The sequence below is a fragment of the Klebsiella sp. NPDC088457 genome, from assembly GCF_044900465.1.
In the GTDB taxonomy this organism is placed as follows: domain Bacteria; phylum Pseudomonadota; class Gammaproteobacteria; order Enterobacterales; family Enterobacteriaceae; genus Klebsiella.
The window spans coordinates 93,576-108,384 of record NZ_JBJDNH010000013.1 but is presented as its reverse complement, the minus strand read 5'-3'; the positions used below and the strand labels follow the sequence as shown (position 1 = coordinate 108,384).

Genomic DNA, 14,809 nt, shown 5'->3' with positions numbered 1-14,809 from the left:
AAACACCCCCTCGCCCCGACGGAGCGAGGGGGTTGCCCGCGGAACGTTACGGCAGGCGCTGTAACTCCCCCGTCTCAGCGGTAGCTTCGCGATGCATTCCCTGGCGCAGCCAGATTCCCAATCCTAATCCCATCAGCGAAAGCGCCAGTACATACCAGGCGGGAGCCATTGGCGAAACGCCCATTAACATCGTGACGGCAATCGGCGTCAGGCCACCAAAGATGGCGTAAGAGACGTTATAGGAGAACGAAATTCCGGTAAAGCGCACCGCCGCCGGGAAGGCGCGCACCATCACATAAGGCACCGCTCCCACCACGCCGACGCATAATCCCACCGTGCCATACAGCAAGAACAGCTGCTGCGGACTGCTGCCCGCAAGGTGATAAAACGCCCAGCTGGAGAGCGCCAGCAACAGGCTCCCGACGATCAAAGTCCGGCTGGCGCCAAACCGATCCGCCGCCAGCCCCGCCAGCAAACAGCCGATGCACAGCATTATTGTGGCAATGCTGTTGGCCTGCAGGGTGACTGCCGGAGCAAAACCGTAGTGCTTTTGTAGCCAGACCGGCGACATCAGAATCACCACCACGATGCCGGCGGACAGGAGCCAGGTCAGCAGCATAGAGACCACCACCGCTTTCTGATGCTTCAGCACCACGGATTTAACCGGCAGCTCCTGCGCCAGGGCTTTACGCCGCTGCATTTCGAGGAATATCGGCGTTTCCTGCAGCCAACGACGCAAATACATGGCGACCAGGCCAAACACGCCGCCTAACAGGAAGGGAATGCGCCAGCCGCCGTCATGGATCCCCTGCGGCGTCAGGCTGGTATTAATCAGCGTCGCGACCACCGAACCGAGCAGTATACCGACCGTCAGGCCGGCAGTGAGGGTGCCGCAGGCAATACCGATGCGCTTTTCCGGTACGTGCTCGGCCACAAACACCCACGCGCCGGGTACTTCACCGCCGATAGCCGCACCCTGCAGAATGCGCATCAGCAGCAGCAGCAGCGGCGCCACGATCCCCATCGACTCATAGGTCGGCAGCAGACCCATCGCCAGCGTCGGCAGCGCCATCAGCAAAATGCTCAGGGTAAACATTTTCTTGCGCCCGACCAGATCGCCGAAGTGGGCCATGATAATGCCGCCAAGAGGACGCGCCAGGTAGCCAGCGGCAAAGACGCCGAAGGTCTGCACCTGACGCAGCCATTCCGGGATATCCGTCGGAAAGAACAGCTCCCCGACAACGGCGGCAAAGAAAACGAAGATAATGAAATCATAAAACTCCAGCGCCCCGCCAAGGGCAGCCAGCGTCAGAGTTTTATAGTCTTGTCGATTCAGAGGTCGGGTATCTTGTGACATAACAAAGCGCTTTATCCAGAGGTGTATAGGGTGTTTTACCGACGGTGTAAAATAAAAAACACTATATCGTAAATAAAACGGCACACCACCAGCGATGCAGGTTATATCAGGAATGGATCAAATTCAGGATAAAGTTTCACGCCTTGCGCTTTTTGGGCGAAAAGCTGCTACGACATCCGCTGCAGTCTCGACATAGGGGCCCTCAAGCAACTGTATACAATAGGGTACACTGGCAAAAACCCCCTGCACCAGTACCTGACCCTCAGCGTCTTTCACCCCCTCAAGGGTTTCCTGAATCGCTTTCGGTTGACCCGGCAAATTCAAAATCAGCGCCTGTTTGCGGATCACGCCAACCTGACGAGAAAGGATAGCCGTCGGGACGAAGTGTAGGCTAACCTGGCGCATTTGCTCACCGAAGCCCGGCATCATGCGATCGGCGACGGCCAGCGTCGCATCGGGCGTGACGTCACGCCGCGCGGGGCCGGTACCGCCGGTGGTTAACACCAGATGGCAGCCCATCTCGTCAACCAGCTCACACAGCGTTTGCTCGATAATCACCTGTTCGTCAGGGATTAAGCGGGTCTGGAGCTCGAAAGGCGTGGTCAGCGCACGCGCCAGCCACTCTTCGAGCGCCGGGATGCCTTTATCCTGATAGACGCCGCTGGAGGCGCGATCGGAAATGGAAACTAAGCCGATTCGTAAGGTATTCATCGTTATTCCGTTCAAACAGTGTCATGGGACGTTATGAGCTTTAAGGTGCAAAAAGGCAGCGAACCCAGGGCCAGCTAGCATTGATCATGCAATCACCGGGCGAGTGGGCAAAGCCAACGCATCAGCAACCTGAAAGACGACGAGTATAAACAGAATGATACACTGAGGGGAGCGTGACAGACAGTTTAATGTGGCCGACGAACGTCGGCCACATGGGGGATTACAGCAGATCGCCGATCATTTTTTCCAGTTTTTCCTGGTCGATCGCAAACTTACGGATACCTTCCGCCAGTTTGTCTACCGCCATCGGATCCTGGTTGTGCTGCCACAGGAACTGGGATTCGGTGATACGTTCCGGGCGCGCTTTCACTTCGCCGCTGAACGCCAGTTTACGCTCGATAGCGCCTTCGCTTTCTGCCAGCTCTTTCAGCAGAGCCGGGGCGATGGTCAGACGGTCACAGCCGGCCAGTTCGAGGATTTCGCCGACGTTACGGAAGCTCGCGCCCATGACGACAGTTTCGTAACCGTGCTGCTTGTAGTACTCATAGATTTCACTCACCGAAACCACGCCCGGATCTTCAGCCGGCGCGTACTCTTTCTTGTCGGTGTTCGCTTTGTACCAGTCGAGGATACGGCCAACGAACGGCGAGATCAGGAATACGCCCGCTTCCGCACAAGCGCGAGCCTGAGCGAAGGAGAACAGCAGAGTCAGGTTACAGTTGATGCCTTCTTTTTCCAGCTGCTCGGCGGCGCAAATGCCCTGCCAGGTAGAAGCCAGTTTAATCAGAATGCGATCGTTACCGATGCCGGCATCGTTGTACAGCTTGATGATGCGTTTCGCTTTAGCGATGGAAGCCTGAGTGTCATAGGAGAGACGCGCATCAACTTCGGTTGAAATACGGCCTGGAATCAGCTTGAGGATTTCGAGACCAATGTTCACCGCCAGTTTATCGGAAGCATCGATAATCTGCTGCGCGCGATCGCTGCTCTGGCCGCGGGCCCACACAACAGCGTCATCAATCAGCTTACGGTACTCAGGAATCTGAGCCGCGCCAAGAATCAAAGAAGGGTTCGTCGTGGCATCCTGAGGCTGATACAGCTTCATTGCCGCAATATCTCCGGTATCAGCTACGACAGTGGTGTACTGACGCAGAGAAGTCAATTTATCCGTCATGATAGTGTTTCTCTTAAACAGCAGTTAAGGGGATGTAACCGGTCTGCCAAGATGATAACACGCTGCATCTTCAGCGCAACTGCGGACCATGCAAGAGCGCAGAGTGTGATAAACTGGATGAATTAATTCTCTGAATGTTAAGGGATTGTCACTGAATTGGTAACGCTTACAGTAGCGTACCGGCATGGACAAGAGGATGTTTAATGCCTGATTTTTTCTCTTTTATCAATGAAATACTCTGGGGCTCGGTAATGATTTATCTGTTACTGGGCGCTGGCGTCTGGTTTACCTGGCGAACGAAATTCATTCAGTTTCGTTATGTTCGCCAGTTTGGGAAAAGTCTAAAAAAAAGCCTCCTGCCCCAGCCCCACGGGTTAACGTCCTTTCAGGCCCTGTGTACCAGCCTGGCCGCGCGGGTCGGTAGCGGCAACCTTGCCGGCGTTGCGCTGGCCATCGCCGCAGGCGGGCCCGGGGCCGTCTTCTGGATGTGGGTCTCGGCGCTGCTCGGCATGGCCAGCAGTTTTGCCGAATGTTCCCTTGCCCAGCTGTATAAAGAGCGCGATGAGCAGGGGCAATTTCGCGGTGGCCCAGCCTGGTACATGTCCCGAGGCTTAGGAATGCGCTGGATGGGGGTGATATTTTCGATTCTCCTGCTGCTGGCCTACGGGGTTATTTTTAACACGGTTCAGGCCAATTCAGTGGCGAATGCAATGGCCTATGCTTTTGATTTTCCCGTTCTTATCACCGGTGGCTTCCTGGCAGCGATAACCCTGCTGACGATCGTGCGCGGCCTGCGGGGCGTGGCGCGCTTAATGCAGTGGATCGTGCCGCTCATGGCGCTGCTGTGGGTGGCCACCAGTCTGCTCATTGGCCTCTGGCATATCACGGCGCTACCGGCTATTTTCGAAACCATTTTTCGCTGTGCGTTCGGCTGGCAGGAAGCCGCTGCCGGCGCGGTGGGCTATACCATCAGTCAGGCATTAACCAGCGGTTTTCAACGCGGCATGTTCTCAAACGAAGCGGGAATGGGTTCGACGCCTAACGCAGCGGCGGCGGCGGCCTCCTGGCCACCTCATCCGGCGGCGCAGGGAATTGTGCAGATGATTGGCGTATTTATTGATACGATTGTCATCTGTACCGCCAGTGCGGTGATTATCATGCTCGCCCCGCGCGGAGCCACGGAAGATTCCGCCAATGGTATCCAGGCTCTGCAGCAGGCCATGAGCGGGCTAATCGGCGGCTGGGGAGCCGGCTTCGTCGCCTTCATCGTGCTGCTCTTCGCCTTTAGTTCTATCGTCGCAAACTACATCTACGCAGAAAATAACCTGATATTCCTGCGTCTTAATCGCCCTCGCCATATCTGGGGACTGCGGATCCTGACGATCCTGATGGTACTGATGGGGACGCGGATCGGTTTACCGGTCGTCTGGCAGCTGGCGGACACCATTATGGCGCTGATGGCCATCACCAACCTGACGGCGATCCTGCTGCTATCGCCGACGGTGCGGCTGCTGGCGGGCGATTATCTCAGCCAGCGGCGACGCGGCGTCCAGCCGACCTTTGACGCCACGCGCTATCCGGAGATCCGTCAGCAGCTGGCGCCGGGAAGCTGGGATGATCTGCCGCGCGAATAGCGCGGCAATCGCAGCTATCGATCCCACCATGGCCTTTTTTTGTTAAAGTCACGGAAAATCTCCTGCAAGGACTGGATATGTTGATTCTGATTTCACCTGCCAAAACGCTCGACTACCAAAGCCCGCTGGCGACCACACGTTACACTCAGCCTGAGCTGCTGGAGTATTCGCAACAGCTGATCGGCGTCGCGCGCCAGCTCTCTGCGCCGCAGATCGCTAAGCTGATGAGCATCAGCGATAAACTGGCGGATCTGAACGCCACCCGCTTTCACGACTGGCACCCGGACTTTACCCCGCAAAACGCTCGCCAGGCGATTCTGGCCTTTAAAGGCGACGTATATACCGGACTGCAGGCGGAAACCCTCAGCGAAGCCGATTTTGATTTCGCCCAGCAGCATCTGCGCATGCTTTCCGGCCTCTATGGTGTGCTGCGCCCGCTGGATCTGATGCAGCCTTATCGTCTGGAAATGGGCATTAAGCTGGAAAACCCCAACGGGAAAGATCTTTACCAGTTCTGGGGCGACGTGATTACCGACACGCTAAACCAGGCGCTGAAAGCCCAGGGCGACGATATCGTCATTAATCTCGCCTCCGACGAATACTTCCGTTCGGTGAAAACCAAACGGCTGCAGGGGCAAATCATTAAGCCGGTGTTCCTCGATGAGAAAAACGGTAAGTTTAAGGTCATTAGCTTCTACGCCAAGAAGGCGCGCGGTTTAATGAGCCGCTATATCATTGAGAAGCGTCTAACCCAGCCGGAACAGCTTGCCGGCTTCGACAGCGAAGGCTATTTCTTTGATTCAGAAGCCTCCGGTAACGGTGAAATGGTCTTTAAACGCCACGAGCGCTAGCGGGCTCCCCGGCCGCTGCCGGCGGCCGGGGGAATCGGTTTAGCGATGGTGCCAGTCGCGATCCGCTCCGCGGCCGCGATGGTGGTCATGGCGATGCTCATCATGCGGGCGCCAGCGGTTATCGCGCCACTCGTAATGACGTCCCCACCATGCATGATCGCGCCAGTGGCCGCCATCCCAGTAGTTGCCGTGGCTGTCACGATCGCCAATTTGCAGTTTAACCGCCGGAACCAGCGTAATTTCCGCTGCATGTACCACCGCAGGAGCCACCAGCGACATCGAAAGCGCAAGGATCACAGATTTCAGCTTTGACATAGGTTTCCCCTTAATTAACAGTCCCCGTTCGGGCCGATAACAAAAGATTACCCCGCCACAACACCGCTGGTTATTCTCCGCAATCCTAATCTCTGACGTCCGGCATTTATTGGTAATTCATCCATTTTCCCTGCCTGATTTCTGCATAATTTCTCCTTTTTTGCCGCTAAAAAAGCCGGACGCTCAGGTCCGGCTGGATAAATACGCGCAGGGATAAGCGCGGTTACGCTTTGCCCATCATCAGCTGACGCAGCGCGGCGAAATCCGCCGGCAGATTATGCGACAGCAGCGGCAGGTCAGCGCGATCGGCCAGCTCTTTCGGCAGCGGCAGCGTCTCCTGGAGGATCTCTTCAACGCTCTCCTTGAACTTCGCCGGATGCGCGGTGCCGAGGAACAGACCATATTCACCCGGCTGCAGCTGGTCGCGCAGCGCGCGCCAGGCGATGGCTGCGTGCGGCTCAGAGGTGTAGCCAATGGCTTTCAGCTCACGCATCGCCTGTTTGGTGGTTTCATCGTCCACCGCCGCATAGCCCAGCTCGTTCAGACGCCAGACTTTGCGACGGAACAGCTCTTCCACGCGCGGCCAGTTGTTCGGCTGGCTGACGTCCATCGCGTTAGACAGCGTCGCCTGGGTCGCTTTCGGCGCCCAGTTGCCGTCCTGCAGGAAACGCGGCACGGTATCATTGGCGTTGGTGGCGGCAATAAAGCGTTTAATCGGCAGGCCTAAAGACTTCGCCAGCAGACCCGCGGTCAGATCGCCGAAGTTACCGCTCGGCACGGAAATCACCAGCTGGTTACGCGCTTCCTGCGGCAGCTGCGCCACCGCTTCAAAGTAGTAGCAAATTTGCGCCAGCAGGCGGCTGATGTTAATGGAGTTCGCCGAATTCAGACCCAGAGCGACCTTCAACTCTTCATCGTCAAAGGCCTGTTTTACCAGCGCCTGACAGGCATCGAAGTCGCCATCAATCGCCACGGTTTCAATGTTGCCGCCCAGGGTACAGAACAGTTTTTCCTGCAGCGGGCTGATCTTGCCGCGCGGATAGAGGATAACGACTTTCACATTTGGCAGACCGTAAAACGCGTGCGCGACCGCCGCGCCGGTATCACCTGAGGTTGCCGTCAGAATCGTCACCGGTTTGTCGCCGGCGATATGGGTCAGCATCTGCGCCATAAAGCGGCCGCCGAAATCTTTAAACGCCAGCGTCGGGCCGTGGAACAGCTCCAGACAGCCGACGTCATCCTGCACCTTACTGACCGGAGCCGGGAAGGTGAAAGCGGCGGCGATGCGCTGTTTGAGGATCTCCTGCGGGATCTCGTCGCCAATAAAGGCCGACAGAATTGTGGCGCTGCGGGAGGCCAAATCCATCTCCAGCATGTCGTCGATTTCAGTCAGGCTAAATTCCGGCAGATCGTGCGGAAAGAACAGCCCTTGCTGCTTGCCCAGCCCCTGCGTCACGGCCTGCGCGAAGCTGACCTGTTCGTTATGATCTTTTAAGTTATAGAGTTTCATTGGTTATCCCACTACTCGTGCGCCCGCCGTATCCAGCCGGCAAATATGAACGAAGCCTTCCTGATTTTGCAGATAGTGCGTGCCCAGCCACTCCGCGACGCGTTGCGCGGTTTCCGGCTTATCGCACAACGCAAACAGCGTTGGGCCAGAACCAGAGATACCGCACGCCTGCGCGCCGATCTCCATTGCCGCCTGACGCGCTTCACTGAAGCCCGGCAGCAGTTTGGTGCGGTACGGTTCGGCAATCACATCTTTCATCAATTTCGCCGCCAGCTGCGGCTGGCGGGTGTAGCAGGCATGAATAAAGCCCGCCAGGTGACGCCCGTGAGCGATACAGTCCTGGCGGCGATATTGCGCCGGGAGGATGGCGCGCGCTTCCGCCGTCGACACTTTGATCCCCGGATAAGCCAGCACCCATAGCCACTCGTCAAATCCCGGAATCTGCTGGCTGATGATGCCATTCTCTTCAATCATCAGCTGCATCCCGCCCAGATAGCAGGGAGCGACGTTGTCATAGTGGATGCTGCCGGAGATACGCCCTTCCATCTCCCCCATCAGCGCCAGCATGCGCATTTCATTCAGCGGCTTACCGCAGAATTCATTCATCGCTACCAGCGCGGCAACGACCGAACAGGCGCTGGAGCCGAGTCCTGAGCCAATCGGCATGTTCTTTTCCAGCACCATCGAAACCGGAACTTTTTTGCCTATTTCCTGGCAAAAACGCTCCCAGCACTGATAAACAATGTTCTCCTGCGGCGCGGCAGGTAATTTAGCGGCAAAACGACCGACGTTTTGCAGGCTGAAGCTTTCTGCCGCCTCTACCGAGACGTTGTCCCCCAGCAGCGTGCCATCGACCGGCGTCACCGCCGCGCCCAGCACATCGAACCCGACGCTCATATTGGCACTGGAAGCCGGGGCATATACTTTGACCATCTTAAACTCCTAACTTCCATGACAGGGTGCGCAACAGGTCAGCAAACACGCCGGCCGCCGTGACATCGTTACCCGCCCCATAACCGCGCAGCACCAGCGGCAGCGGCTGATAATAATGGCTGTAAAAGGCCAGGGCGTTCTCGCCGTTTTTCACTTTGAACAGAGGATCGTTACCATCAACGGCGGCAATTTTCACCCGACAGGTGCCATCCTCTTCGATATTACCGACGTAACGCAAGACTTTACCTTCGTCACGCGCTTTGGCAACGCGTGACGCAAACTCGTTATCCAGCGCGGGTAGACGCGCCATAAAGCTCTCAACATCGCCGCTGGCGTCAAATTCCGCCGGCAATACCGGTTCGACGACGATATCCGACAGCTCCAGCTCGCGGCCGGTTTCACGGGCCAGAATCAATAGTTTACGGGCAACGTCGACGCCAGAAAGGTCGTCACGCGGATCCGGTTCGGTATAGCCCATTGTGCGCGCCAGGGTTGTCGCCTCGGAGAGATTCATCCCCTCATCCAGCTTACCGAAGATAAACGACAGCGAGCCTGACAGTATCCCGGAGAAATGCAGCAGTTCATCCCCGGCGTTCAGCAGGTTTTGCAGGTTTTCAATCACCGGCAGCCCGGCGCCCACGTTAGTGTCGTAGAGGAATTTACGCCGTGAGCTGCTGGCAGCATGGCGCAGCTGATGATAATAATCCAGCGACGAGGTATTGGCCTTTTTGTTCGGCGTCACCACGTGGAAACCTTCGCGCAGGAAATCGGCGTACTGATCGGCGACCGCCTGACTGGAAGTACAGTCGACGATAACCGGGTTCAGCAGGTGGTACTCTTTAACCAGACGAATCAGCCGCCCGAGGTTCAGCGACTCTTTCGCCTCCGCCAGCTCCGCCCGCCAGTTTTCGAGATTCAGGCCGTGGACGTTGGTCAGCAGGGCCTGTGAATTAGCCACGCCGCACACGCGCAGGTCGATATGCTTGTTTTTCAGCCAGCCCTGCTGGCGCTTGATCTGTTCAATCAGCGCGCCGCCCACGCCGCCCACGCCGATGACAAAGACTTCAATCACCTGATCGGTATTGAACAGCATCTGGTGGGTCACGCGCACCCCGGTGGTCGCATCATCGTTGCTGACCACTACGGAAATCGAGCGCTCGGAAGAGCCCTGAGCAATCGCCACAATATTGATATTGGCGCGGGCTAACGCAGCGAAGAACTTCGCGGAAATCCCGCGCAGCGTGCGCATGCCGTCGCCCACGACGGAGATGATCGCCAGACGATCCATGATCGCCAGCGGCTCCAACTGGCCCTCTTTCAGCTCCAGATAGAACTCCTCTTCCATCACCCGTTTTGCGCGCGCGCAGTCGCTCTGCGGTACGCAGAAGCTGATGCTGTATTCCGAAGAGGACTGGGTGATCAGGACCACTGAAATCCCGGCGCGGGACATGGTGGCAAAGACCCGGGCGGCCATACCGACCATCCCTTTCATCCCCGGGCCGGAGACGTTGAACATCGCCATATTATTGAGGTTGGAGATGCCTTTGACCGGCAGACCGTCTTCCTCGAGACTGGCGCCGATCAGCGTGCCGGGCGCCTGCGGATTACCGGTGTTTTTGATAAGGCAGGGGATCTGGAACTGGGCGATAGGGGCAATGGTACGCGGATGCAGCACTTTGGCGCCGAAGTAGGAAAGCTCCATCGCCTCCTGGTAAGACATCGACTTCAGCAGGCGCGCATCGGGAACCTGACGCGGGTCGCAGGTATAGACGCCGTCAACATCGGTCCAGATTTCACAACAGTCGGCGCGCAGGCAGGCGGCCAGCACGGCAGCGGAATAGTCGGAGCCATTCCGCCCCAGCACCACCAGCTCCCCCTTCTCGTTACCGGCGGTAAACCCGGCCATCAGCACCATATGATCGGCCGGAATGTGGCTGGCGGCAATGCGGCGGGTCGACTCCGCGATATCAACGGTGGATTCAAGGTAATGGCCCACGGCCAGCAGTTTTTCGACGGGGTTAATCACGCTAACTTTATGGCCGCGCGCTTCCAGCAGACCTGCCATAACGGCAATAGATAACTTTTCGCCGCGGCAAATCAGCGCCGCGTTGACGCTATCAGGGCATTGGCCCAGCAGGCTGATACCGTGCAGGACATGTTTAATCTGGGCAAATTCTTGTGCGACAAACGCTTTCAGCTGCGCCAGCGGAAACCCCGGCTGCGCGTCGGCGAGGCCCTGCAGCAGTTCGGCAAAAATGCGTTCGGCGTCGGAGATATTGGTGAGCGCGTCCTGACCGCCGATGGTTTTTTCAATCATCGCGACCAGATGGTTGGTGATTTTCGCCGGGGCAGACAGGACGGTTGCTACCTGCCCCTGCCTGGCATTGCTCTCCAGAATATCGGCAACCCGCAGAAAACGTTCTGCATTTGCCACTGATGTACCGCCGAACTTCAACACGCGCATGGTTGTTACCCCTAGATTTTTTGTCGAAAAAAAAGCCCGCACTGTTCAGGTGCGGGCTTTTTTCTGTGTTTCCTGTACGCGTCAGCCCGCACCGTTACCTGTGGTAATGGTGATGGTGATAATGGTTGTCATCATGCCGATGCGTTTCATGGATGTTGTGTACTCTGTAATTTTTATCTGTCTGTGTCCTGTGCCTATATTGGTTAAAGTATCTGCCGGTTTAAGTCAACGAATTTTTACATTTCGCCTGTTCTCAGGCACCTGGGCAATGCGCCACAATGGCCTGACAATTCCTGCGCATTTGTGGAGTATCGCGCTTGCTATCAGCAGATATAACCATACTAAAATCTTATATCAGCACTTTACTCTGGTAGGTTTTTTTCAATATCGTGCAGCAATCGGTGCAACATCGCCGTGTCGCGCTGCTGCAAAAGCCCGATCCGCTGCTGCACCCAGTCGGTGAGTTTGGTGTCTGCAGAGACGCCAAGTCGGGTCAACAGATCGTGAGTGCGCAGGCGTAATGCCTGCAGCTGATTTGCATCGGCGCAGGCGGAAGCGGCCGACGTCTGCTGCAGCAAAGAGGTCAACTGGTAGCAATAAACCATCACCGATTGCCCTAAGTTAAGCGAAGGATAGTCCGCCACCATCGGCACCCCGGTCAGGACATCGGCGAGCGCCAGCTCCTCGTTGCTCAGCCCGGAATCCTCGCGGCCAAACACCAGCGCGGCATGATTCATCCAGCGCGCTTTTTCTTCCAGCAGCGGCAACAGCTGCTGCGGCGTGGCGTAGTAATGAAAACGCGCCCGGCTGCGGGCGGTGGTCGCGACGGTAAAGTCGACATCGTGCAGCGCCTGCTCCAGGGTGGGATAAGTGCTGATATTATCGAGAATATCGCCGGAACCATGCGCCACCCAGCGCGCGGCAGGCTGCAGATGCGCATCGCTATCGACGATGCGCATGTCGCTAAAGCCCATCGTTTTCATCGCCCGCGCCGCCGCGCCAACATTCTCTGCCCTGGCCGGGGCGACTAATACAATAGATACACGCATTGTGACTCTCTTCTACGTTCTTACGCGGCGAAAATGGAAGCATGTCCATTTTTACGCGGCGAAAATTTACAAAATTGCAACAAAAATCACTAAAATTGCCGTTTATTACCCATAAAAAAGCCTAAACTGTTTCCAACAAACCTCGACACGGAGTATGTTAACAGAACGCTTTTATCCATCTGTTTGCCAATGAGATTTAAGGCAAACGCTCCCGACGGATATTGGATTCAGCATATTTACTAATTTACCCGCGCAACCACTTGAGCTGTGTAAGATTTGTGACTATTAATGGCATTACCATGCAATGATTTCACAAGACTGTTAACGTGCTACAATTGAATTTGATATATGTCAACGAAGCGTAGTTTTATTGGGTGTTCAGCCTCTCTTAGCCTGTTATATTGCTGTTAAAATGGTTAGGATGACAGCCGTTTTTGACACCGTCGGGTCCAGAGGGAAAGTACCCACGACCAAGCTAATGATGTTGTTGACGTTGATGGAAAGTGCATCAAGAACGCAATTACGTACTTTAGTCATGTTACGCCGGACATGTTAATTTGCGACATGCACCAGGCAGGTCAGGGACTTTGGTACTTCCTGTTTCGATTTAGTTGGCAATTTAGGTAGCAAACATGCAGACCCCGCACATTCTTATCGTTGAAGACGAGTTGGTAACACGCAACACGTTAAAAAGTATTTTCGAAGCAGAAGGTTATGATGTGTTCGAAGCGACCGATGGCGCGGAAATGCATCAGATCCTGTCTGAAAATGATATCAACCTGGTGATTATGGATATTAATCTGCCGGGTAAAAATGGTCTCCTGCTGGCGCGTGAACTGCGTGAACAGGCGGACGTCGCGCTGATGTTCCTGACCGGCCGCGACAACGAAGTTGATAAGATTCTGGGCCTTGAAATCGGCGCTGATGACTATATCACTAAACCGTTTAACCCTCGTGAACTGACCATTCGCGCGCGCAACCTGCTCTCTCGTACCATGAACCTGGGTACCGTGAGCGAAGAACGTCGCAGCGTAGAAAGCTATAAGTTCAACGGATGGGAACTGGATATCAATAGCCGTTCGCTGGTTAGCCCAAATGGCGAGCAGTACAAGCTGCCGCGCAGTGAATTCCGCGCGATGCTGCACTTCTGCGAAAACCCGGGCAAAATCCAGTCACGTGCTGAACTGCTGAAGAAAATGACCGGCCGTGAGCTTAAGCCGCACGACCGCACCGTAGACGTGACCATCCGTCGCATTCGTAAGCACTTCGAGTCCACTCCGGATACCCCGGAAATCATCGCCACCATTCACGGCGAAGGTTACCGCTTCTGTGGCGACCTGCAGGAATAACATCCGTTTTCCGGCCATCACCACGTAAAAACGGCGCCTCCTGGCGCCGTTTTTTATTTGCCGATCCGTAGCGTATCCTTCCCGCCACCGCCAGATTTATCCTCCTTCGGTTTCGCCATGGATAGCGTATACCAGTCAACCCGCCGGGTCAGGAACATCAGCGCCGATAGCGCCAGCATCAACACGCCGCTCCCCAGCAGCAGGGCGTTATCCTCCGAACGTAGCAGCGTCCACATCACTCCATCCAGCGCCAGCAGCGAGCAGACAAACAGCAGGCTATTGCGCCACCCTTTCAGCACCGCCTGCAGGTAAACGCCATTGATAGCGGCGCCGAGCAGACTGGCGACAATCCAGGCCGGCGTGAAGCCAAGGTGCTCGGAGAGCGCCAGCAGTACCAGATAAAACATCACCAGCGACAGACCGACCAGCAGATATTGCATCGGATGCAAACGGCAGGCGCTTAAGCTTTCGAAGACGAAAAAGGCCATAAAAGTCAGCGCGATCAGCAAGATGGCATATTTTGTTGCCCGGTCGGTCAGCTGATATTGGTCGGCAGGAGTGGTAACGCTGACATTAAACGCAGGCAGGCTCTGCCATTCGATGGTTTCATCATCGGGGAAATAGTGCGCCATGTTGTTAGCGAACCAGCTGCTTTGCCAGCTGGCGCTAAAGCCCGAAGCGCTGATTTCACGATGCTGCGGCAAAAAATCGCCGAGGAATCCCGGATGCGGCCAGTTGCTGGTCATCTGCAGGTCGCTGTTACGCCCGAGCGGAACCACCGAGAAGCTGCCGGTGCCGCTCAGATTGAGCGCAAACGTCAGCGCCAGCGGCTTTGCCTGTAACGAGAGCGGCGGCATCGGCATATGTATCCCCTCGCCGCTGCCGCTTAGCCCAGGTCCCGGCTCGACGGACAAGGCGACGCCGTCGATTTCCGGAGCGGTTATGGAGCCAATTCCGCGCGCATCGCTGACGCTCACCACCAGAAATGGCCTTCCCAGGGTTATGTTCTCTTTCTGCAGATCCGCCAGCCGCGCCGGGTCAAACTGCGCGTTAAACTGTACCTCGTTATGCCACAGCTGCCCTTCATAAATACCGATCTGGCGAGTCTCCACGTTCTGCCTGCCCTTTACCGCCAGCGACTCAGGTAACCAGTAGCGCAGCCAGCGATTCTGGTATTTCACCGTTGTTTTACCCTCGACACGGGTCAGGGTTTCGACCACCGGAATGACAATCAGCGGCCCCGCCAGCTTTTGCGAACCGCTGGTGCTTTTCTCTAAGGCATCAACAACATCGTTATGATAATCCGCACGTTCAACGATCAGCTGGCGGACCATCATCAGCGGGACAGAGAGCAACAGAATGCACCCCAACAGGGTGCTCATTTTCCAGAACAACGGTGATTTCAACATAGCCTTCTCCTTAGTGAGGCCCTCACCTTAGTCCGGCTATGTGGGGAGAGTTT

Annotated in this window: 14 protein-coding genes and 1 other annotated feature; of the genes, 3 read left to right on the top strand and 11 right to left on the bottom strand. The window is 56.2% G+C overall.

The annotated features are described in order from the left end of the window. Positions 1-46 precede the first annotated feature (46 nt). From ACI2JR_RS10725 to tal, 3 genes are all read right to left on the bottom strand, one after another. Positions 47-1,357: an MFS transporter gene (locus ACI2JR_RS10725; protein ID WP_462478512.1), complete on the bottom strand. Its 1,311-nt coding sequence runs from the start codon at positions 1,355-1,357 to the stop codon at positions 47-49. 123 nt (positions 1,358-1,480) lie between these two features. Further along, positions 1,481-2,068 carry a molybdopterin adenylyltransferase gene (mog, locus tag ACI2JR_RS10720; RefSeq protein WP_132729971.1) on the bottom strand — a complete coding sequence of 196 codons (588 nt, stop codon included), beginning with the start codon at positions 2,066-2,068 and terminating at the stop codon, positions 1,481-1,483. A gap of 220 nt (positions 2,069-2,288) precedes the next feature. Then, positions 2,289-3,242 carry a transaldolase gene (gene tal, locus ACI2JR_RS10715; RefSeq protein ID WP_462478511.1) on the bottom strand — a complete coding sequence of 318 codons (954 nt, stop codon included), beginning with the start codon at positions 3,240-3,242 and terminating at the stop codon, positions 2,289-2,291. A 203-nt stretch (positions 3,243-3,445) separates the two neighbouring features. Between tal and ACI2JR_RS10710 the strand changes: the two genes are divergently transcribed. Together ACI2JR_RS10710 and yaaA are read left to right on the top strand one after the other, a co-directional pair. Continuing rightward, positions 3,446-4,876 (top strand): alanine/glycine:cation symporter family protein, encoded by a 1,431-nt coding sequence (locus ACI2JR_RS10710; RefSeq protein ID WP_462478510.1) that lies wholly within the window; start codon positions 3,446-3,448, stop codon positions 4,874-4,876. Between the two features lie 77 nt (positions 4,877-4,953). Then, positions 4,954-5,727, top strand: coding sequence for a peroxide stress protein YaaA (gene yaaA, locus ACI2JR_RS10705; protein WP_462478509.1), 774 nt, complete (start codon positions 4,954-4,956; stop codon positions 5,725-5,727). A gap of 39 nt (positions 5,728-5,766) precedes the next feature. Here the strand turns inward: yaaA and ACI2JR_RS10700 are convergent, their stop codons facing one another. The 7 genes from ACI2JR_RS10700 to yjjY all read right to left on the bottom strand — a co-directional run bounded on the left by ACI2JR_RS10700 (position 5,767) and on the right by yjjY (position 12,535). Continuing rightward, positions 5,767-6,042, bottom strand: coding sequence for a DUF2502 domain-containing protein (locus tag ACI2JR_RS10700; protein ID WP_132729975.1), 276 nt, complete (start codon positions 6,040-6,042; stop codon positions 5,767-5,769). A gap of 223 nt (positions 6,043-6,265) precedes the next feature. Beyond that, positions 6,266-7,552 carry a threonine synthase gene (gene thrC / locus ACI2JR_RS10695; RefSeq protein ID WP_132729976.1) on the bottom strand — a complete coding sequence of 429 codons (1,287 nt, stop codon included), beginning with the start codon at positions 7,550-7,552 and terminating at the stop codon, positions 6,266-6,268. A gap of 3 nt (positions 7,553-7,555) precedes the next feature. Then, the gene (thrB, locus tag ACI2JR_RS10690) at positions 7,556-8,485 is read right to left on the bottom strand and encodes a homoserine kinase (protein ID WP_462478508.1); all 930 of its coding nucleotides are present in this window, start codon (positions 8,483-8,485) and stop codon (positions 7,556-7,558) included. A gap of 1 nt (position 8,486) precedes the next feature. Further along, a complete protein-coding gene (gene thrA, locus ACI2JR_RS10685; RefSeq protein WP_132729978.1) occupies positions 8,487-10,949 on the bottom strand; it encodes a bifunctional aspartate kinase/homoserine dehydrogenase I in 2,463 nt (820 codons plus the stop codon). A 25-nt stretch (positions 10,950-10,974) separates the two neighbouring features. After that, positions 10,975-11,092: a sequence feature (Thr leader region), on the bottom strand. Then, the gene (gene thrL / locus ACI2JR_RS10680) at positions 11,031-11,099 is read right to left on the bottom strand and encodes a thr operon leader peptide (protein WP_132730089.1); all 69 of its coding nucleotides are present in this window, start codon (positions 11,097-11,099) and stop codon (positions 11,031-11,033) included. Its footprint overlaps the feature before it by 62 nt. Positions 11,100-11,311: 212 nt before the next feature. Next, on the bottom strand, positions 11,312-11,998 hold the full coding sequence (locus tag ACI2JR_RS10675; protein WP_462478507.1) for a tRNA/rRNA methyltransferase: 687 nt from the start codon (positions 11,996-11,998) through the stop codon (positions 11,312-11,314). A 396-nt stretch (positions 11,999-12,394) separates the two neighbouring features. Then, positions 12,395-12,535 carry a YjjY family protein gene (yjjY, locus tag ACI2JR_RS10670; protein ID WP_049268126.1) on the bottom strand — a complete coding sequence of 47 codons (141 nt, stop codon included), beginning with the start codon at positions 12,533-12,535 and terminating at the stop codon, positions 12,395-12,397. Between the two features lie 95 nt (positions 12,536-12,630). Between yjjY and arcA the strand changes: the two genes are divergently transcribed. Further along, complete coding sequence (gene arcA, locus ACI2JR_RS10665; RefSeq protein ID WP_002887843.1) at positions 12,631-13,347, top strand: two-component system response regulator ArcA; 717 nt, start codon at positions 12,631-12,633, stop codon at positions 13,345-13,347. Positions 13,348-13,400: 53 nt separating this feature from the next. Here arcA and creD read toward each other — a convergent pair whose 3' ends face one another. Further along, positions 13,401-14,756 (bottom strand): cell envelope integrity protein CreD, encoded by a 1,356-nt coding sequence (gene creD, locus ACI2JR_RS10660; protein WP_462478506.1) that lies wholly within the window; start codon positions 14,754-14,756, stop codon positions 13,401-13,403. Between the last annotated feature and the right edge of the window lie 53 nt (positions 14,757-14,809).